Below are 18,794 nucleotides of genomic sequence, written 5' to 3' on the forward strand. Positions count from 1 at the left end.
GTGCACATATCCGGGGTTTCGCCGGACCCGGGCGGGCGCCGGGCGATTGGAAGGGTCCCTTGCAATCGGAAACCGATAACAAGGGACCCTTCCAATCGCTAGGCCGGTGCCAGGCGGCGGAGGAACTGCTGCGTGCGGGGCTCGACCGGGTTGTCGAGCACTTGCTCCGGCGGACCCTGTTCGAGGATCCGGCCGGCGTCCAGGAAGCAGACCCGGTCGGCGACCTGCCGCGCGAACGTCATCTCGTGGGTGGCCAGCACCATCGTCATGCCGTCGGCTTTGAGGTCGCGGATCAGGTCCAGGACCTCGCCGACCAACTCCGGGTCCAGCGCCGACGTCACCTCGTCCAGCAGCAACAACCGGGGTGAGTTGACCAGGGCGCGGACGATCGCGACCCGCTGCTGCTGACCGCCGGAGAGCCGGTCCGGATAGGCGGACGCCTTCTCTGCCAGCCCGATCCGGGCCAGCAGCGCCAGCGCCTGCTCGCGCGCCTCGGCCGGGCGCCGCTTGTGCACCCGCACCGGCGCCAGCGTGATGTTGTCCAACACCGACAGGTGCGGGAACAGGTTGTACGCCTGGAACACGATGCCGATCTTCCGGCGTACCCGGTCGGGGTTGACCCGTGGATCGGTGATGTGCGCACCGTCCAGGTGGATCATGCCGTCGTCGACCTCCTCCAGGAGGTTGACGCAGCGCAGGAGCGTCGACTTGCCCGAGCCGGACGCGCCGATCAGCGCCACCACCTCGTGCTCGGCGACGTCCAGGTCGAGCCCGTCGAGCACGACCGCCTCGCCGAACACCTTGCGGACGCCCTGGCAGGACAGGACGGCGGTCATCGGCCGGCCTGCCGGCGGGCGGCCCGCAGCGTCACCCAGTCGGTGACCGCGATCAGCGGGATGGCGAGCAGCACGAACAGGACCCCCGCGACGATGTACGGCGTGTAGTTGAAGTGCTCGGCGGTGGAGATCTGCGCGGCGCGCACCGCGTCGATCGGCCCCGCCAGCGAGACCAGGCCGACGTCCTTCTGGAGCGCCACCGTGTCGTTGAGCAGCGGCGGCGCCACCCGGCGGACGGCCTGTGGCAGCACCACGTGACGCATCGCCTGGCGGTAGGTCAGGCCGAGCGAGCGGGCCGCCGCGACCTGGCTGGGGTGCACCGACTCGATGCCGGCGCGGAACACCTCGGCGAGGTAGCCCGAGTAGGTGAGCACCAGCGCCGCACCGCCGAGCACCAGCACCGACGGCATGCCCTGCAGGCGCAGCCCGGGCACGCCGAGGGTCAGCACGTAGATCACGATGATCAGCGGCAGGCCGCGGAACGTGTAGGTGTAGCTGGTCGCCAGCGCGCGGACCGGGAAGAAGACCGGGCCACGCAGGGTACGCAGCAGCGCGATCACCAGGCCCAGTGCGAGCGACCCGAGCGCGCAGAAGAACAGCAGCCGGACGTTGAGCCAGAGCCCGCGCAGGATGTCGGGCAGCGCGTCGGCCGCGATCGACGGGTCCAGGAACGACGCGCGGACGCGGTCCCAGCCGGGCGCGCCGGTGACCGCGACGACCAGCAGCACGCCGAGCACCGCGGTCGACGCGGCGGCGACCAGGATCGACCGGATGCTCTGGCGTCGCCGCCAGGCGATCCGGTCGAGCTGGACGGCCGAGAGCGGCGGAGCGCCGTCGACCAGGCGGGTCACGAGAGTTCGGGCGCGCCCGCCGTGTCGGCGAGCCACTTCTTTTCGAGCTCGGCGAGCTGGCCGCCACTGCGGAGCTCGTCGACCGCGTCGCTGACGCACCTGGTCAGCGGCGAGCCCTTGTCGAGCAGCAGGCCGAACGTCTCCGGCGTGCCCACCTGCGGCAACTGGCCGACGATCTTGCCGTCGGTCAGCTCGGCGCCGGTGATGTAGAACGCCGTCGGCAGGTCGACGACGAGGCCGTCGATCTGGCCGTTCTCCAGCGCCTTCTTGGCGTCGTCGTTGGAGTTGTAGACCTGCGGCTGGTTGGTCGGCTTGATCAGCTCGCTGACCGCCTGGAAGCTGGTCGTGCCCACCTGGGCGCCCAGCTTGGCCGACTTCAGCTCGGCCACGGACTTCGCGTTGGCGATCTTCGACGACTTGAGGGCGATGACGGTCTGGCGGACCAGGTAGTACGGCGACGAGAAGTCGACCGCCTGCTGGCGCTCCGGCGTGATCGAGAACTGGTTGACGTCGAAGTCGAACGCCTTCGGGCCGGGCGCGATCGCGTTGTTGAACGTGACCCGGGTCCACGCCACATCGGACTTCGCGAAGCCCAGCTTCTCGGCCACGGCGTACGCGACCGCGGCCTCGAAGCCCTCGCCGGACTCGGGCTTGTTGCCGACCACCCACGGCTCGTACGCCGGGTCGTCGGTGGCGACCGTCAGCTTGCCCGCGGTCTCGGTCCGCAACGAGTCCTTGGTGCAGGACGCGGCGGCCGACCCCGACGGCGTGGCCTCCGGGGTCTCCTCGGGCGCGCAGGCCGCGAGGGTCGTTATCAGGGCGGCCGCGACCGCGACCGCGAGAGGAGTTCGCCTGGACATGGTGGACAGCTTAGAGACGCGTCGGCGTACGTCCATCGAGTTCCCTATCACACCTATCGGGAATTCGGATATATCTCCCATGGCGTACGGTGCCGTTTGCCGGTAAACCGGATGCGTCCGTCGCGCGTCAGGTATCCGTGCGAGCCGACACGGCGCTACGTCCCCGGAGGGGCATGGCCGAGCGACCGTCCATCGAATGGGACGCCGACCAGGCGGTCACCCATCTCTTCGGCGCGCACTACCGGGCGATGGTGCGGCTGGCCAGCCTGCTGCTGCACGAGCGCGGCATCGCCGAGGAGATCGTCCAGGACGCGTACGTCCGGCTGCACGCCCGCTGGCACAAGCTCCGCGACCCCGACAAGGCGCTGGCCTACCTGCGGGTGGCGGTGGTCAACGGCTGCCGGTCGGCGCTGCGGCACCGCCGGGTCGTCGACGCGCACCTGGCCGCCAGCCGCCCGCCGATGGACGTGCCCAGTGCCGAGTCCGGCGCTCTGGACCTGCTCACCCAGGCCGCGGTGGTCGACGCGATTCGCCGGCTGCCGACCCGCCAGCGGGAGGCGATCGTGCTGCGCTACTACGTCGACCTGTCCGAAGCGGAGATCGCCGAGGCGATGGGGGTCAGCCGCGGTGCGGTCAAGAGCCACGCCGCACGGGCGGTCGCCGCCCTGCGCCCGATCCTGGAGCGGCTGTGATGACCCCGGAGGAGACGATCCGGCGGGCGCTGGAGGCCGAGGCGTCCACGGTGGAGGTACGGCCCGACGCGCTGGCCGCGATCCGGGCGCGCACCCGGCGCCGGCGTGCCCGGGGCTGGGTCACGTGGGGCGCGGGCCTGGCCGTGGCCGCGGCGGTCGCCGTCACGATCCTCGTCCTGCCGGACGCGCCGCGCCCGGACCCGCCGCGTCCCGCCGCGCCGACCGCCGCACCTACCCCGACCCCGGCGGCCGGGCCGCTGCTCGCCGTCTACTACGTCGGACCCCGCCGGGACGACGCCCTGGTGCGCGAGTTCCACCGGGTCGCGCCGGGGTCCGACGCCGTGCGCGCCGCGCTCACCCTGATGTTCGGCACGGCGCCCCTGGACCCCGACTACGCGTCGGCGTGGCCGGCCGGCACCACGGTCCGGGGCGTCAGCGTCGCCGGGGAGGTGGTCACCGTCGACCTCGGCGGCGCCACCGCGCCGTCCGCGATCGCCGCGCAACAACTCGTCTGGACGGTGACGGCGGCCAGCGGCCGGCCCGGGGTCCGGATCGGCCCGGACGGCGAGGTGCTGCGGCGGGCGCCCGCGGTCGACACGCTCGCACCGGTCTGGCTGATCAACCCGCAGCAGGGCGAGGTCGTGCGGGGCGGACGGCTCGACGTACATGTGGCGGGCTTCGGATCGACCGCCCGGTTGGAGATCGTTCCCGACGGCGGCGGCGAGTCCATCCGGCAGGACCTGACCCTCCGCGGGGGTAGCCCGGCACAGCGTGAGGCGCAACTCACACTGTCGCTCCCGCCGGGGCGGTACACGGTGACGGTGACCCTTGCCGGGGTCTCCGACGACCACACCGTGGTGGTCGAATAACGGCGACCACACCGTGGAACGGGGCCGGGTCGGTTCGGCGGCGGCGCCGTTGCCTGGTTGGATGACTGCGTGAAGACGTTCGAGGAGCTCTTCGTCGAGCTGTCGGCGAAGGCCGAGGCCCGCACGCCGGGCTCGGACACCGTCGCCGCGCTCGAGCGCGGGGTGCACGCGATCGGCAAGAAGGTCGTCGAGGAGGCGGCCGAGTCGTGGATGGCCGCCGAGCACGAGGGTCCGGAGCGGACCGCCGAGGAGATCTCGCAGCTGCTCTACCAGACCCAGGTGCTGATGCTGGCCAGCGGCCTGAAGTTGGAGGACGTGTACCGACATCTGTGAGCCCCGCTCACGGACCGGCACACCTTTCTTCCGACAGGAGTCTTCCCGAAATGCTGCGTATCGCCGTGCCCAACAAGGGCACCCTCGCGAGTCCCGCCGCCGAGATGCTGCGCGAGGCGGGCTACCGCCAGCGCACCGAACAGCGCGACCTGGTCTGCCGCGACGAGGTCAACGACGTCGAGTTCTTCTACCTGCGCCCGCGTGACATCGCGACCTACGTCGGCTCGGGCGACCTCGACCTCGGCATCACCGGTCGCGACCTGCTGGTCGACGCCGGCAGCCCGGCCGACGAACTGCTCGACCTCGGCTTCGCCGGCGCCAGCTTCCGGTTCGCCGCACACCCGTCCACCATCACCACCGTCGACCAGATCGGCGGCCGCCGGGTGGCCACCTCGTTCCCGGGCGTGGTCAACCGCTACCTCGCCGAGAACGGCATCGCGGCCGACGTGATCCGGCTCGACGGCGCGGTCGAGAACGCCATCCGGCTCGGCGTGGCCGACGTGGTCGCCGACGTCGTGGAGACCGGCGCGACGCTTCGCCAGGCCGGGCTCGCCGTGATCGGCGACCCGATCCTGACCTCGTCGGCGCTGCTGATCGGCCGGGACCCGGCCACCGACGGCCGGCGCGGCGGCGCGGTCGCGGCCTCGGCGGTGGCCCAGCTCGTCCGGCGCCTGCAAGGCGTGCTGGTGGCGCGCCGCTACGTGATGCTCGCCTACGACGTCCGGGCCGACCTGTTGGAGCAGGCGACCATGCTGACGCCGGGCATCGAGTCGCCGACCGTGTCGCCGTTGCACCGCGAGGGTTGGGTGGCCGTACAGGCGATGGTCCTGCGGTCCGACGTCCACAAGATCATGGATGAGCTGTACGACCTGGGCGCCCGCGCCATCCTGGTGACCGGCATCCACAACTGCCGCCTGTAGATTGGGCTCCCATGGATAGCGCAGCGGTCAGCTTCCGCCCGCAGCGGGCGCGCAAGGTCGCGATCGTCGCGGCTGTCGCGGTCGTGGTCGTCTTCACGGCCGTCAGCTTCGGTCTGACCGGCTCGACCGGCGAGGGCAAGGCCGTGTTCCAGCGCGGCGACCAGACCGCGATGATCGGTCTCGGCATCGCGTTCGCCGCCGGCATCCTGCTCTTCCTCCGCCCGCGGGTCGACGCCGACGCCAACGGGATCCGGATCCGCAACGTGATCGGCTCGTACGACCTTCCCTGGGAGGTCGTGCGGGCGATCCGGTTCGACGGCGGCGTCTCGTTCGCGGGCGCGGAACTGCACGACGACGAGCTGATCACGATCGTCGCCCTGCAGTTCGTCGACAAGGAGTACGCGCTGACCGGCGTGCGCTCCCTGCGTGAGCTGCTGGCCGCGCATCAGGCCGCGGCCGCCGCTCCCGCCGAGCCCGCTTAGGCCTCCGCCGCCTTCATCGACGCGTCGGCGAGTGGGGCGAGCTCGGCGTGGCTCCAAGTGAACGAGCCGTCCCGCAGGTCGGCCAGCGTGCCCTCCACCCAGGTCAGCTCGGCCCGCGTCATCGCCCGCGTGTAGTCGTCCTCGATCGCGATGATCCGCGGTAGCGGCGTCTCCAGCTTCGCGTCCTGGTCGGCGAGCCGGCGCGCGAGGTGAGCGCGCCGCTGTTCGAGTAGCTCCGTCGTGGTCTCCGGCGTGAGCATCAGCAGGAACGACAGGGCCGCCGGGAGCTCCGGGAACTCGTTGCGCGGGGTCGAGACGATCTCGGCCAACCACTGCCGGGTGGCCGCCCGCCCCGCGTCGGTGACCTCGTACGTCGTGCGCTCGGGATAGCGCTCGTCGCGGTCGGTGCCGGTCGTGGTGATCAGGCCGGCCTCGTCGAGCCGGTCGATCATCCGGTAGAGGCTGGCGCGCTGGCCGACGTTGACCACCTGGTCCTTGCCCCATTGCTTGATCAACCGCTGGATCGCGTACGGATGCATCGGACCGGTTTCCAGCAGGCTCAGGATCGCGAGCGCCAGCGGGGATCGGCGGAAGGTCGAAGTCACCAACTCAGCGTAGCAGTGAGACCAGTTGCGGAAAGACTAGTTGCGTTGCAACTAGGTTCCGTGCAACTATTCGTCCATGACAGAGATCGAGATGACCACCGGATCGGTTACCTCCGCCGACGGCACCACCATCGGCTACTGGAAGACGGGTCGCGGCCCGGCCGTCGTCCTGCTGCACGGCAGCATGGAGTCGGCCCGCAGCCACACGCTGCTGGCCCGGGCGCTCGCCGACGACTTCACCGTCTACCTCCCGGACCGCCGCGGTCGTGGCCTCTCCGGCCCCCACCGGCCGGACCACGGCATCCGCACCGAGGTCGAAGACCTGGCGGCCGTCGTCGAGGCGGCCGGCGCGCACCTGGTGTTCGGCGTCAGCGCCGGCGGGCTCGTCACCCTGGAGGCGGCGCGCCAGATCCCGGCGATCCAGAAGGTCGCCGTCTACGAGCCGGCGCTGCTGACGGACGGCACCCGGCACACCTCGTGGCTGAGCCGCTTCGACGAGGAGCTGGCCCGCGGGGACGTGGCCGCCGCGATGATCACGAGCATGTTCGGGCTGGACCTCGCGCCGCCCATCTTCAAGGTGTTTCCGCGCCGGCTGCTGGCCGCCCTCACCACCATGCTGATGAACAAGGAAGACCGCGCGGCGGCTCCGGACGCCATCACCATGCGCAAGCTCGCCCCGACGATCCACTACGAGGGCGTGATCCTGGCCGAGCTCGCGGATTCGGTCGACGCGTTCCGCGACCTGCGGGCCGAGGTGCTGTTGATGGGCGGGTCCAAGGGGCTGGCGTTCCTGGAGCCGGCCCGCGACGCGCTGGCCGCACGCCTGCCGCACAGCCGGCGCGTCGAGTTCCCCGGCTTCGACCACGGGGCCTCCAGCGACCCGAGCAACACCAACCAGGACGGCAAGCCCGAAAATGTCGAGCGAATCGCCGGCGAGATCCGGACATTCTTCGCATCGGTCCGCGTACGCCCCTGATGCCGCGCCACGGCCGTGGTGTGATGGGACCTTGGCGGCGGTCCCGGTGAAGCCACGAGGCGGCCCCGCCGGCGCAGTGCTGGCGGAGCCGTGGCTGAGCGCACTCCTGGTCATGTTCGGCGGCGCGACCATCGCGATCCTGGTCGGCCCCGCTCCGGTGATCGCGTCGTGGGTGACCCAGGCGGCGTTCTACGCCGTGTTCGTCGCACTGTCGTGGCGGCTGGCCATGCATGGGACGCGGCCGGACCGGTCGCGCCGGTTCTGGCGGGCGGCCACGGTCAGCGGGGTCCTCTTCTTCGCGGCCGCCGTGCTGCGCACGGTCGACGAGATAGTCGAGCCCGGATTCGACAGCACCGCCTGGACGGTGCCGTCAGCCCTGCTCACCGTTGGCTCGGCCTGGCTGTTGGCGTCGATGCTCACGGGCCTTCCCTACAACGGCGGGGCAGCGCGGCGCGACCTGTGGATCGACGCCGCGACGGTGATGGTGGCGGCCGCGGTCTTCATCTGGACGATCGCCCTGACGGGGGAGAAGAGCGCCGAGGGGCCTGAGCAGCTGGTCTGGACAGCCATCGGCGCGATCATCCTGCTGGTCTCGGCGTTCGCGGTCACGCATCTGCTGATCACCGGGATGGCACCCTTCGCGGTCGCCGCCGGGGTCGTGATCGGCTTCGGCGCCGCCCTGCACGGCCTCGAGCGTGCCCTGAACCCGCAAGTCATGAACGCCGACGACGGGCTGCTGGTGCTGGTGTTGCGGCTGGTGCCGCCCCTGTTCCTGGCCATCGCGCCCGCCGTGGAGCGGTTGGGCCCGGAAACGCTGACCGTGCTGCGCGGCCGGCGGGCACGGGTGCTCGCGCCGATGATCGCGCTGGGCACCACCCAGATCCTGCTGATCGCGCAACTGTCGGACGAGGGCCTGACCGCTCGCAGCTGGGGAACCGCGATGGGCACGGTGGTCATCGCCGGGCTGATCATCGCGCGCCAGGACCTGCTGCTGCTGGAGAACGCCCGCCTGGTCGGCCGCCTGGACCGGACGGTGGACACGGTGGGGCGCAAGGAACGCTGGTTCCGGTCGCTGGTCGAACACGCCTCGGACTGCACGCTCGTGCTCGACCGCCAGGGCGTGATCACCTACGCGACACCGGCCCTGCACCCGATGCTGGGCCGTGACCCGGACGCCGCAGTGGGCCGGACGGTCTCCGAGATGCTGCACCCCGTCCACTCCGCGCGGCTGCACACCCTGCTCGCGCCGTTGCTCGCCGGGTCATCCGCCACGGAGGCGGACGAGATCGAGGCCCGCCGCTCCGACGGCACCGCGGTCTGGCTGAACGTGATCGCGACGGGCCGGCTCGACGACAAGGCGGTCGAGGGCGTCGTGCTCAACGTCCGCGACGTCTCCGACACCGTCACCCTGCGGAACCGGCTCCGGCACGACGCGAGCCACGACCAACTGACCGGGCTGGCCAACCGCGCGCTGTTCAACGAGCGCGCGGAGGCACTGCGCGACGCGGGCACCCGGGCGGTCCTGCTGCTCGACCTGGACCAGTTCAAGGACGTCAACGACCGCCTGGGCCACCTGGCCGGAGACGAGTTGCTGCGGATCGTCGCGCAACGGATCCGGCACAGCGTGCGCCCGGACGACACGGTGGCCCGCCTGGGCGGCGACGAGTTCAGCGTCATCCTGGCCCACACGACCGAGGCCGTCGCCGCGGCGACCGCCCGGCGAATCGTCGACACACTGGCGCGCCCGGTCTCGATCGGCGCGCAGACCGTGCACCCGGCGGCCAGCGTCGGCGTGGCCGTCAGCGCGGACAAGCCCGTGGAGGCCCTCCTCCGTGACGCCGACGCGGCCATGTACGCGGCCAAACGCCGCCACTCGGGCACCGAGGTCTACGAGCCGGGCGCCCGAGACTAGGCCCTAGGCGGTCACGACCTCGGAGGGCACGAACCGCATGGTGCCGAACCCCTCCAGCTTCATCACCGCGCTCAGCGGGGCCATGCTCTCGTCACCGGACTTGACGATGAAGCGGAACGAGGCGGCGATGTCCCGCACCGCCACGCGGTCGAACGCGGTGGTCAGCTCACCCCGGTCGCGGCAGCGGTCGCGCAGCCGGTCGCGGGTCTGCTCGGCGGTCTCGAACGAGAGGTCCTCCACCCGCGGCAGGGCGCGGATCGCCCGCTCGATCGCGGCGCGCTGCTCGGCCGTCGACGTCTCCGCCAACCGCACCACCACACCGATCGTCGCCAGCGTGTCGACGTCGCGGTCGTCCGGGCCGAGGGTCGTGTCCAGAACGCCGTCGAACGTGCCGATCGCCAGCTCAAGAGCCTCCGCGAGCGCCGGCTCTTTGACCTTCGCCGACACGGTCGCGGGAGTGTTGTCGGCGGTCCCTCCCGCCAGCGCCTCCGGGGTGTCCGCCAAGCTCTTCTTCAGGTCCGCGAAGGAGTCCGCCTTGGAGCGGAAGCTGACCTCACCCACGCCGGGGAGAGCGCGGATGTGTTCCTCGACCGGCGAGGGATCCGCGGCCGCGTCGTCCTCGATCATCGCGACCACCCGAACCGGCAACGGGTCGGCCTCGTCACCGGAACAGCTCGACAGGGCCGTCGCGGACAAGGTCAGGGCGACCAGGGTCGCGAGATATCGGCGCACGTCGCTCAGGGTAAAAGTGGCCGTCAATGGCTACGCCGCCTCCAGCGGGAGGGTGCGGCCGTCCGGTGCGGGGCCGGCGACGTCCGGGAAGGAGCCGTCGCCGAACAGGACGCGGGCGGCCGCGGCGAGACCGGCGGGACTGCGCAGCATCGCGACCGCCGCCTCGGCGACCAGCGGCGAGCGGATGCCGGCGAACGCGCGGCGGAGCAACAGCCGGCCGCGGAACCGGGCGCGCAGGGCCGCACCGTCGTACCGGCGCAGCACGCCCTCGTCTCCGGTCCGCAGGAACTCGGCGGTGACGGCGGCGGCGAGGTCGGACATCCGCAGGCACGGGTCCAGGCCGCCGGCGGTCAGCGGTGACACCGCGCCCGCCGCGTCGCCGACGAGCAGCCCGGCCGGGCACGCCAGCCGGCGCAGCACACCGCCCACCGGAATCGGGCCACCGCGCCGCGCGATCGGCCCGGTCGGCGCCCCGCGCCCCGGCGCGTCGGCGGCGAAGTCGTCGAGCAGGTGGCGGAGGCCCGAACGCATCGCGGCCGGATCACCCGCGACGCCGACGTGGGCGTGCCGACCGTCGTCGATCACCCAGCCCAGGTAGCCCGGCGCCACCCGCGGGTCCAGCACGCAGTGGAACACCGGCGCGCTGCCGCCCGCGGCGATCGGGTGGACGAGCTCGGCGCCGACGATGAAGCGCCGGTTGACGTCCAGCCCAAGGTCGCGGGCCACCCGGGAGCGGGCCCCATCAGCACCGATCACGAACCTCGCCGCCGCCGGGTCCGTGCCGGCGAACCGCGCGACGCCCGACCCGGTGCCGACGTAGCGGGTGCCGAGGCGCACCCGCGCGCCGGCCGCTTCGGCCATGCGCCGTGCGTGCGCGTAGACGCCGGCCATGTCGGCCACCCGGTACTCGTCGCGGTCACTGACGAGCCGCACCGGCGCCCGCCGTGACGGCGGATAGATCAGCACCTCGCGGACGCCGGGGCCGAGCAGGTGGTCGGGCAGGTCGAAGTCGTCGAGCGTGCGGCGCACGAAGATGCCCGTCGTACGGATGCCCGCCGACAACGACGTGCGCCGGTCGACCACGAGCACCCGCACCCCACGCAGCGCGAGCCGGCGGGCGGTGTGCAGCCCGGCCAACCCCGCACCCACGACCAGCACGTCAACGGTCTCCACAACCGGGACCGTAGAGTCGGTGGCCGGGCTGGGGCAGGTTCTGCACGCCATCCGCCACGAACCTTCACCAAGCCCCCACGGTCGCGCGGTTTGTGCGCGGAAGTCCGATCTCGATGGGGTCGGTGCCCCTTTTCGCGGGTTCGCGTCCGACCTGGTAGCCTTGTCGTCGTCGACCATGTCGTCCGTGTGTCTTGGCATTCGGATGACGGTGAAGCGGAGCGCCTGCTCCCACCCGCGCCTCGATCTCAGAGAGCCGGGTCCGGTCACCGGAGGTGAGCCCACGTGGCTCCCATCCGGAGTGTGCACGCTTGCGTGCCGACCGGTCGAGCGGGCCCTGGCATGCGCCAGGGCCTTCTGCTTCTCCTCGGTTGGCAAAAGCTGCGACCGCAGCGACAGACATGGCAACGAGGAGGCCTCATCAGCGTCGAACCACGCGTCAACGAGCAGATCCGGGCACGAGAGGTCCGACTGGTCGGTCCTGAAGGCGAGCAGGTGGGCATCGTCCCGCTGGAACGCGCACTTCAGCTGGCGGCGGATGTAGACCTGGACCTGGTCGAGGTTGCGCCCATGGCGCGCCCGCCGGTGTGCAAGCTCATGGACTTCGGCAAGTTCAAGTACGAGAGCGCACTGAAGGCTCGCGAAGCACGGCGTAACCAGCAACAGACGGTCATCAAGGAAATGAAGCTCCGTCCGAAGATCGACCCGCACGACTACGAGACCAAGAAGGGTCACGTGGTGCGGTTCCTCAAGGCCGGAGACAAGGTCAAAGTGACGATCATGTTCCGTGGTCGCGAGCAGAGCCGTCCGGAGCTGGGCTACCGCCTGCTGCGCCGGCTCGAGTCGGAGATCTCGGAACTGGGATATGTCGAAGCCGCTCCTAAGCAGGACGGCCGCAACATGATCATGGTGTTGGCTCCGCACCGGGCCACCAAGGCCGCTGCCGTGGCCGCGAACACCAAGGCGCCGACGCGCGAGCCGCGTCCGGAAGACGCCGAGGTGACACCGGCTGCTACTGCCGGGCCCGCCGGAAATCCCGGCGAGTGACAGGGGAGAAGACGTAACAAGATGCCGAAGATGAAGAGCCACACCGGCACGGGCAAGCGCGTCCGCGTCACCGGGGGCGGCAAGATCGTGCACGAGCCCGCCGGTAAGCGGCACAAGCTCGAGGGCAAGTCCTCGACCCGTACCCGTCGGCTGTCCGGCACCGAAGAGATTTCGAAGGCCGACACCAAGCGCATCAAGAAGCTGCTCGGGCGCTGACGCGCGCCACCGACCGAAGGAGAACATTCGATGGCACGCGTCAAGCGGGCGGTCAACGCCCAGAAGAAGCGCCGCACATTGCTCGAGACCGCGAGTGGTTATCGCGGTCAGCGCTCCCGCCTTTACCGCAAGGCCAAGGAGCAGGTGCTGCACTCGATGCAGTACGCCTACCGCGACCGTCGCGACCGCAAGGGTGACTTCCGCCAGCTGTGGATCACCCGCATCAACGCGGCCGCCCGCGCGAACGGCATGACCTACAACCGGCTGATCCAGGGCCTCAAGCTCTCGGGGATCGAGGTCGACCGCAAGATCCTGGCCGACCTGGCCGTGCACGACGAGGCTGCCTTCGCGGCCATCGTCGAGGTCGCCAAGGCCGCCGTCGCGGCCGAAGGCACCGGGGCGCAGAAGGCCGCCTGAATGACCGCAAGGCGCCTTGGCGCGAAGCGGCAAGACGGCTGAGGACGGGTAGGTAGGCAAGGTTGCCGACGCACCACCAGCGACCCGGGGTTGCTCCGTTCACCGAACGGACGCCCCGGGTCATTGCTGCCCGCCGCCTGCAGCGCCGCCGGGAGCGCGACGAGTCCGGCCTGTTCCTGGCCGAGGGACCGCAGGCCGTCCGTGAGGCGATCGCCGCCGACGCCGTCAAGGAACTCTTCGCGACGGACGAGGCGATCCAGCGCCACCCCGACCTGACCGCGAACGCCACCCTCGTCACCGACAGCGCCGTCGCCGCGCTGGCCGAGACCGTCGCGCCCCAAGGGCTCGTTGCGGTCTGCCACCAGCCGGGCGTACGCCTGGCCGACGCACTCGCCAAAGCGCCGCGGCTGGTCGCCGTGCTGGCCGAGATCCGCGACCCGGGCAACGCCGGCACCATCCTGCGCACCGCCGACGCGGCCGGCGCGCGCGCCGTGGTGTTCGCCGGTGACGCCGTCGACCCGTACAACGGCAAATGTGTCCGGGCCTCAGCGGGCAGCGTGTTCCACACGGACCTGGTCCGCGAGCCCGACGCCGGTCAGGCGGTGGACGCGTTGAAAGACAGCGGCCTGACCGTCCTCGCGGCGACCGGCTACGGCGACACCGACCTCGACGACCTCGCCGACAACGGTGGCCTCGCCCGGCCCACCGCCTGGCTGTTCGGGTCCGAGGCGCACGGTCTGCCGGAGAGCCTGCTGGCCCGCGCCGACCACCGCGTCCGGGTCCCGTTGTACGGCGGCGCGGAGAGCCTCAACCTGGCCGCGGCGGCCGCTGTCTGCCTCTACGCGAGCGCCCGAGCCCTGCGCCGCCCCGCCACCGGCCGCCCGTAGACTTGCGAGGTTGTCCCGCCGAGGGAGTGTCATGTCCTACCGCAACGACCCGTACGACCCCAAGCAGGTCGCCTACCTCGACCCCGCCGCGCTCGACGCCGCGGTCGCCGAGGCTGACAAGGCGTTCGCCGGCGCGGCCGACCCGGACGCCCTGACCCAGCTTCGCCACCTGCACCTCGGCGACAAGGCGCCGATCTCGTTGGCCCGGCGCGAGATCGGTGCGCTGCCGCCGGCCGCGAAGTCCGAGGCCGGCAAGCGGGTCAACGAGGCCCGGCGCCAGATCCAGGACCTGTTCGACGCCCGATCGGCGGCCCTCGCCGCCGAGCAGGAGCAGCGGGTGCTGGCCGAGGAGCGGGTCGACGTCACACTGCCCTGGGACCGCCGCCCGCGGGGCGCCCGGCATCCACTGAGCACGCTGATGGAGCGCATCGGCGACCTGTTCGTCGGCATGGGCTACGAGATCGCCGAAGGTCCCGAAGCCGAGCTCGAGTGGACCAACTTCGACGCGCTCAACATCCCGCCGGACCACCCGGCGCGGGGTTTGATGGACACGTTCCACATCGCACCCGAGGGCAGCGGCCTCGTGCTGCGTACCCACACGAGTCCCGTGCAGGCGCGGGCGATGCTGACCCGCACGCCGCCGATCTACGTGATCGCGCCCGGCCGGGTCTACCGCACCGACGAGCTCGACGCGACCCACACCCCGGTCTTCCACCAGGTGGAGGGTCTGGTCGTCGACCGTGGCATCACGATGGCGCACCTGCGCGGCACGCTCGACCACTTCGCGCGGGCGATGTTCGGGCCGGACGCGCGCACCCGGTTCCGGCCGCACTACTTCCCGTTCACCGAGCCGTCGGCCGAGTTCGACATCTGGTTCCCGGAGCACCGCGACGGTCCACAGTGGGTCGAGTGGGGCGGCTGCGGCATGGTCAACCCGCGGGTGCTGCGCGCCTGCGGCATCGACCCGGACGAGTTCAGCGGATTCGCGTTCGGGATGGGCATCGAACGGTCGCTGATGTTCCGCCACGGGATCAGCGACATGCGCGACATGGTCGAGGGTGACGTGCGCTTCACGCGCGCATTCGGGATGGAGCTCTAGATGCGGGTCGGACTGTCCTGGTTGCGCGAGCACGTCGACCTGCCGGCCGACATCTCCGCCGCGGACCTCGAGCAGGCGCTGGTCGGCCTCGGCATCGAGGTCGACTCCGTCGCGGACCTCCGGGCGAGCGTGACCGGCGGCCTGGTCGTCGGCCGCGTGCTGACCGTCGAGGAGCTGACCGGTTTCAAGAAGCCGATCCGGTTCTGCACGGTCGACGTCGGCGCCGCCAACGGCACCGGGCAGCCGCAGGAGATCGTCTGCGGTGCGTCCAACTTCGCGCCCGGCGACCTGGTCGTGGTGATCCTGCCCGGTGGCGTGCTGCCCGGCGGGTTCGAGATCGGCGCCCGCAAGACGTACGGCCACATGTCGGCCGGCATGATCACCAGCGCCCGCGAGCTGGGGCTCGGTGACGACCACGACGGCATCATCGTGCTCCCGCCGGACACCACCGGCGCACCCGGCGACGACGCCCGGGCCATCGTCGGGCTCGACGACGTGCTGGTCGAGGTCGAGATCACCCCGGACCGGGGGTACGCGATGTCGGTCCGCGGCATCGCCCGCGAGCTCGCGCTCGCCCTGGGCCTGCCGTTCCGCGACCCGGCTCTGGTCCCGTCGCCGCGCGCGACCGCCGAGCCGGCCTACCCCGTCGACGTGCGTGACCCGATCGGTTGCGACCGGTTCGCCGCTCGCGCGGTCCGGGGCGTCGACCCGGCCGCCGCGACGCCCGCGTTCATGGTCCGCCGGCTCACCCAGGCCGGCATCCGCACCATCTCGCTGCCGGTCGACATCACCAACTACCTGATGCTCGAGCTCGGCCAGCCGATGCACGCGTTCGACCTCGACCGGCTGCGCGGCCCGCTCGTGGTGCGCCGGGCGACGCCGGGGGAGAAGCTGACGACGCTCGACGGTGCCAAGCGCACCCTCGACGCCGAGGACATGGTGATCTGCGACGACAGCGGGCCGATCTCGCTGGCCGCGGTGATGGGCGGCGAGACCAGCGAGGTGCACGTCGGCACCACCGACGTGCTCTTCGAGGCGGCGCACTGGGATCCGGTGATGGTCGGCCGCACCGCCCGCCGGCACAAGCTGTTCAGCGAGGCCGCGAAGCGCTGGGAGCGCGGCGTCGACCCGGCGCTGCCGCTGGTCGCGCTCGAACGCGCGGTCGCGCTGCTCACCACGCACGGCGGCGGCACCACCGGCGACGAGATCCTCGACTTCGACGCGGTGCGCCCGCGTACGCCCGTCGACATGGCGGTCGACCTGCCCACCCGGCGGGTCGGCGTGGTCTACGAGCCGGCCCGGGTGGTCGGCCTGCTCGAAGCGGTCGGCTGCACGGTGACCGTCGACGGCGACCGGCTCTCCGCCGTGCCGCCGACCTGGCGCCCCGACCTCACCGACCCGGCCGACCTGGTCGAAGAGGTGGTCCGACTCGACGGCTACGACAAGGTGCCGGGCCGGCTGCCGCTGGCTCCGGCCGGCCGTGGCCTGACCGACACGCAGCGCCGGCGCCGCTCGGTGGCCCGCGCCCTGGCCGAGACCGGCAACGTGGAGGTGCTGTCCTACCCGTTCGTCGGCACCCCGGCGCTCGACGCGCTCGGCATCCCGGACGACGACCCGCGGCGGGCGCTGGTCAGGTTGGCCAACCCGCTCTCCGACGAAGAGCCCTACCTGCGCACGACCCTGCTTCCGCCGCTGCTGGCGACGTTGCGCCGCAACGTCGGCCGGGGCGCCCGCGACCTGTCGCTCTACGAGGTCGGTGTGGTGTTCCAGGCGCACGCGGGCGCCGGCGCGCCGCCCGTCATGAGCGTCGACGAGCGGCCGGCCGACTCCGTGTTCGCCGCCGCCGACGCGGTGGTCCCCGAGCAGCCGTGGCACGTCGCCGTGGTCATGGCCGGCGAGGTCGAGCCGACCGGCTGGTGGGCCGGCGGGCGACCGGCGACCTGGGCCGACGCGGTGCAGGCCGCGCGGACCGTGCTGGACACCGCGGGCATCCCCGAGGAGCGCGTCAGCGTCCGGTCCGCGGCGGTCGCGCCGTGGCACCCGGGGCGCTGCGCGGCGATCGCGGTCGACGACGTGGTGGTCGGCTGGGCCGGCGAGCTGCACCCGAGCGTGGTCCGCGCGTTGGACCTGCCCAAGCGCACCGCTGCCGTGGAGCTCGACCTGGACGCGCTGCCGGCGGCACCCGTGACGCCGGCGCCGCGGGTCTCCGGCTTCCCGCCGGCCCTGATCGACGTGGCGCTGGTGGTCGGCGAGGGCGTGCCGGCGGCCGACGTGCGGCAGGCGATCGTGGCTGGCGCGGGCGATCTGCTGGAGTCGGTGCGGCTCTTCGACGTGTACGCGTCGGAGCAGCTCGGCTCGGGCCGCAAGTCGTTGGCCTACAAGCTGACCTTCCGCGCGCCCGACCGCACGCTGACCGTCGAGGAGGCGGTCGCGGCGCGTGACGCGGCGGTGGCCGAGGCGGCGAACCGGTTCGGCGCGACGCTCCGAGGGGCCTGAGGTGGGGCCCGCCGCTCAGGCGGCGGGCTTCTCCGCGACCACGAACATCTGCTTGCCGAGGAACCGCCACGCCGGGCGCAGCCGGAGGTAGGTGCGCACGAACGAGGGACGCACCTTCACCGGCGAGTCCTTCACCGTGTAGGGCAGGAACCGCGGGATCACCTCGCGCGGCGCGAACCGGGCGAGCTCGAGGCCCTCGACCAGGCTGTGGTGTGTCAGCGGCAGGTGGTGGTCGAAGTAGTCCCAGTAACGCTGGCCGACGAACCGCAGGTTCGGCATCAGCACCAGCAGCCGGCCGCCCGGGCGGAGCACCCGGCGGCACTCCTCGAGGGTGCTCAGCAGCGCGCGCTTGTCGGGCATGTGCTCGAAGAAGTTGGACGTGAACACCACGTCGACGCTGTTGTCGCCGATCGCGGCCATGTCGTCACTCGGCGCGATGACCACCTCGGCGTCGGTGAACTTCTTCGTGTCGGGGTTGAGATCGACGGCGATCTTGCGTTTCGCCCGGATCGCGTTGGTGAACTCGCAGGTTCCGGCGGCCAGGTCGAGCACCGTCTCTTCTGGACCGACATAGCGGTCGAAGAAGCCGCGGCAGAGCGCTTCCCACAGGATCCGCTTGCCCTCTAGCTCAGCGGCGTCGAAGCGGTTGTCGTAGAGCTGGGCCAGCTCATCGCCGGAGAAGTCACGCTCATTAGAAGGCGCCACTCGACAGACCCTAGATGTTTCGACGCGTACGCGTGAAGGTGGGGTCGAAGGATCCAAGCGGGGTTGGCCCGCCCCTCGCGGTCAGCTAGCCTGCGATGGTTGTCGACCCAACGGCGCTGAGCGTGTCGGCGTCCACTGAAATCAGCGGGAGACGAAGTGGCCTCAGCCGATGCGCCGGCGAACACGTTCGACCTAGATGTGTGCATTGTCGGTGGGTGCGGACGGGTCGGCCTTCCGCTGGGCATCGCGCTGGCGTCCCGTGGTCTTTCGGTCGTGCTCTACGACATCAACGCCGCGGCCGTGGATGTGGTCAACTCCGGAACTCTTCCGTTCGCGGAGGAGGACGCCGCCGAGGTGCTGGCGGATGTTGTTGCGGCCGGCCGGCTGCGGGCCACCACCGACCCGGCCAGTGTCGGCTCGGCGGAGAACCTGGTCGTGGTCGTGGGCACCCCGGTCGACGAGCACCTCAACCCTGACCTGGGTGCGGTGCCGCGGGCGCTGGACCGGTGTGCCGAATACCTTCGTGACGGCCAGCTCGTGGTGCTGCGCAGCACGGTCTATCCGGGCGTCACCGCACTGACGGAGAAACTGCTCGCCGGCAAGGGTGTCGCGGTCGACGTGGCGTTCTGCCCCGAGCGGATCGCCGAGGGCAAGGCGATGACCGAGCTCTTCGAGCTTCCGCAGATCGT

21 protein-coding genes are annotated in these 18,794 nt (G+C 71.6%); 14 read left to right on the plus strand and 7 right to left on the minus strand.

Annotated elements, in window-relative coordinates; translation table 11 throughout:
- Positions 1-98: 98 nt before the first annotated feature.
- From BLV39_RS23970 to BLV39_RS23980, 3 genes are read right to left on the minus strand one after another with little or no spacing between them, the layout of a single operon-like run.
- Positions 99-836: an amino acid ABC transporter ATP-binding protein gene (locus BLV39_RS23970; RefSeq protein WP_090797164.1), complete on the minus strand. Its 738-nt coding sequence runs from the start codon at positions 834-836 to the stop codon at positions 99-101.
- Positions 833-1,687, minus strand: a complete 855-nt coding sequence (locus BLV39_RS23975) for an amino acid ABC transporter permease (RefSeq protein WP_239084121.1) — start codon at positions 1,685-1,687, stop codon at positions 833-835. Before BLV39_RS23975 ends, BLV39_RS23970 begins: the two co-directional genes overlap by 4 nt.
- Positions 1,684-2,547, minus strand: coding sequence for an ABC transporter substrate-binding protein (locus BLV39_RS23980; RefSeq protein ID WP_090797171.1), 864 nt, complete (start codon positions 2,545-2,547; stop codon positions 1,684-1,686). The genes BLV39_RS23975 and BLV39_RS23980 overlap by 4 nt, the downstream gene beginning before the upstream one ends.
- Positions 2,548-2,720: 173 nt before the next feature.
- On the opposite strand from BLV39_RS23980, the gene BLV39_RS23985 reads away from it, so the two are divergent.
- The 5 genes from BLV39_RS23985 (at position 2,721) to BLV39_RS24005 (ending at position 5,843) form a co-directional block, all read left to right on the plus strand.
- Complete coding sequence (locus BLV39_RS23985; RefSeq protein ID WP_090797175.1) at positions 2,721-3,239, plus strand: SigE family RNA polymerase sigma factor; 519 nt, start codon at positions 2,721-2,723, stop codon at positions 3,237-3,239.
- Positions 3,239-4,108, plus strand: coding sequence for a GerMN domain-containing protein (locus BLV39_RS23990; protein ID WP_090797179.1), 870 nt, complete (start codon positions 3,239-3,241; stop codon positions 4,106-4,108). The genes BLV39_RS23985 and BLV39_RS23990 overlap by 1 nt, the downstream gene beginning before the upstream one ends.
- Positions 4,109-4,177: 69 nt before the next feature.
- Entirely contained in the window at positions 4,178-4,441 is a 264-nt protein-coding gene (locus tag BLV39_RS23995) for a phosphoribosyl-ATP diphosphatase (RefSeq protein WP_090797181.1), read from the plus strand.
- Between the two features lie 50 nt (positions 4,442-4,491).
- Positions 4,492-5,361: an ATP phosphoribosyltransferase gene (hisG, locus tag BLV39_RS24000; RefSeq protein ID WP_090797184.1), complete on the plus strand. Its 870-nt coding sequence runs from the start codon at positions 4,492-4,494 to the stop codon at positions 5,359-5,361.
- Between the two features lie 11 nt (positions 5,362-5,372).
- A complete protein-coding gene (locus BLV39_RS24005; RefSeq protein WP_090797187.1) occupies positions 5,373-5,843 on the plus strand; it encodes a PH domain-containing protein in 471 nt (156 codons plus the stop codon).
- Here the strand turns inward: BLV39_RS24005 and BLV39_RS24010 are convergent.
- Positions 5,840-6,448, minus strand: a complete 609-nt coding sequence (locus BLV39_RS24010) for a PadR family transcriptional regulator (protein WP_090797192.1) — start codon at positions 6,446-6,448, stop codon at positions 5,840-5,842. The genes BLV39_RS24005 and BLV39_RS24010 overlap by 4 nt on opposite strands.
- Before the next feature lie 76 nt (positions 6,449-6,524).
- On the opposite strand from BLV39_RS24010, the gene BLV39_RS24015 reads away from it, so the two are divergent.
- Together BLV39_RS24015 and BLV39_RS24020 are read left to right on the plus strand one after the other, a co-directional pair.
- Positions 6,525-7,424 carry an alpha/beta fold hydrolase gene (locus tag BLV39_RS24015; RefSeq protein WP_090797196.1) on the plus strand — a complete coding sequence of 300 codons (900 nt, stop codon included), beginning with the start codon at positions 6,525-6,527 and terminating at the stop codon, positions 7,422-7,424.
- Between the two features lie 46 nt (positions 7,425-7,470).
- On the plus strand, positions 7,471-9,336 hold the full coding sequence (locus tag BLV39_RS24020; protein WP_143049854.1) for a sensor domain-containing diguanylate cyclase: 1,866 nt from the start codon (positions 7,471-7,473) through the stop codon (positions 9,334-9,336).
- A gap of 3 nt (positions 9,337-9,339) precedes the next feature.
- On the opposite strand, the gene BLV39_RS24025 is transcribed toward BLV39_RS24020, so the two are convergent.
- Positions 9,340-10,068: a permease-like cell division protein FtsX gene (locus BLV39_RS24025; RefSeq protein ID WP_090797205.1), complete on the minus strand. Its 729-nt coding sequence runs from the start codon at positions 10,066-10,068 to the stop codon at positions 9,340-9,342.
- A gap of 30 nt (positions 10,069-10,098) precedes the next feature.
- On the minus strand, positions 10,099-11,241 hold the full coding sequence (locus BLV39_RS24030; RefSeq protein WP_204083047.1) for an NAD(P)/FAD-dependent oxidoreductase: 1,143 nt from the start codon (positions 11,239-11,241) through the stop codon (positions 10,099-10,101).
- A gap of 339 nt (positions 11,242-11,580) precedes the next feature.
- On the opposite strand from BLV39_RS24030, the gene infC reads away from it, so the two are divergent.
- The 6 genes from infC to pheT all read left to right on the plus strand — a co-directional run bounded on the left by infC (position 11,581) and on the right by pheT (position 17,400).
- Entirely contained in the window at positions 11,581-12,285 is a 705-nt protein-coding gene (gene infC, locus BLV39_RS24035; protein ID WP_239084120.1) for a translation initiation factor IF-3, read from the plus strand.
- Between the two features lie 21 nt (positions 12,286-12,306).
- Complete coding sequence (rpmI, locus tag BLV39_RS24040) at positions 12,307-12,501, plus strand: 50S ribosomal protein L35 (RefSeq protein WP_089255971.1); 195 nt, start codon at positions 12,307-12,309, stop codon at positions 12,499-12,501.
- 30 nt (positions 12,502-12,531) lie between these two features.
- Entirely contained in the window at positions 12,532-12,918 is a 387-nt protein-coding gene (gene rplT, locus BLV39_RS24045) for a 50S ribosomal protein L20 (RefSeq protein ID WP_089255969.1), read from the plus strand.
- 62 nt (positions 12,919-12,980) lie between these two features.
- Positions 12,981-13,805, plus strand: coding sequence for a TrmH family RNA methyltransferase (locus BLV39_RS24050; protein WP_090797214.1), 825 nt, complete (start codon positions 12,981-12,983; stop codon positions 13,803-13,805).
- Between the two features lie 31 nt (positions 13,806-13,836).
- On the plus strand, positions 13,837-14,904 hold the full coding sequence (gene pheS / locus BLV39_RS24055) for a phenylalanine--tRNA ligase subunit alpha (protein ID WP_090797219.1): 1,068 nt from the start codon (positions 13,837-13,839) through the stop codon (positions 14,902-14,904).
- Positions 14,905-17,400: a phenylalanine--tRNA ligase subunit beta gene (gene pheT, locus BLV39_RS24060; protein ID WP_090797223.1), complete on the plus strand. Its 2,496-nt coding sequence runs from the start codon at positions 14,905-14,907 to the stop codon at positions 17,398-17,400.
- A 15-nt stretch (positions 17,401-17,415) separates the two neighbouring features.
- Here pheT and BLV39_RS24065 read toward each other — a convergent pair whose 3' ends face one another.
- Positions 17,416-18,105 (minus strand): class I SAM-dependent methyltransferase, encoded by a 690-nt coding sequence (locus BLV39_RS24065; protein ID WP_090797228.1) that lies wholly within the window; start codon positions 18,103-18,105, stop codon positions 17,416-17,418.
- A gap of 156 nt (positions 18,106-18,261) precedes the next feature.
- On the opposite strand from BLV39_RS24065, the gene BLV39_RS24070 reads away from it, so the two are divergent.
- On the plus strand, positions 18,262-18,794 hold a 533-nt coding region (locus BLV39_RS24070; protein WP_483294849.1), incomplete at its 3' end, for a nucleotide sugar dehydrogenase.

The organism is Asanoa ishikariensis (assembly GCF_900107455.1).
Lineage (GTDB): Bacteria > Actinomycetota > Actinomycetes > Mycobacteriales > Micromonosporaceae > Asanoa > Asanoa ishikariensis.

Coding starts and splice junctions, on each gene's coding strand:
- BLV39_RS23970 (WP_090797164.1), bottom strand. CDS start 836: ATGACCGCCGTCCTGTCCTGCCAGGGCGTCCGCAAGGTGTTCGGCGAG.
- BLV39_RS23980 (WP_090797171.1), bottom strand. CDS start 2,547: ATGTCCAGGCGAACTCCTCTCGCGGTCGCGGTCGCGGCCGCCCTGATA.
- BLV39_RS23985 (WP_090797175.1), top strand. CDS start 2,721: ATGGCCGAGCGACCGTCCATCGAATGGGACGCCGACCAGGCGGTCACC.
- BLV39_RS23990 (WP_090797179.1), top strand. CDS start 3,239: ATGACCCCGGAGGAGACGATCCGGCGGGCGCTGGAGGCCGAGGCGTCC.
- hisG (WP_090797184.1), top strand. CDS start 4,492: ATGCTGCGTATCGCCGTGCCCAACAAGGGCACCCTCGCGAGTCCCGCC.
- BLV39_RS24005 (WP_090797187.1), top strand. CDS start 5,373: ATGGATAGCGCAGCGGTCAGCTTCCGCCCGCAGCGGGCGCGCAAGGTC.
- BLV39_RS24015 (WP_090797196.1), top strand. CDS start 6,525: ATGACAGAGATCGAGATGACCACCGGATCGGTTACCTCCGCCGACGGC.
- infC (WP_239084120.1), top strand. CDS start 11,581: ATGCGCCAGGGCCTTCTGCTTCTCCTCGGTTGGCAAAAGCTGCGACCG.
- rpmI (WP_089255971.1), top strand. CDS start 12,307: ATGCCGAAGATGAAGAGCCACACCGGCACGGGCAAGCGCGTCCGCGTC.
- rplT (WP_089255969.1), top strand. CDS start 12,532: ATGGCACGCGTCAAGCGGGCGGTCAACGCCCAGAAGAAGCGCCGCACA.
- pheS (WP_090797219.1), top strand. CDS start 13,837: ATGTCCTACCGCAACGACCCGTACGACCCCAAGCAGGTCGCCTACCTC.
- pheT (WP_090797223.1), top strand. CDS start 14,905: ATGCGGGTCGGACTGTCCTGGTTGCGCGAGCACGTCGACCTGCCGGCC.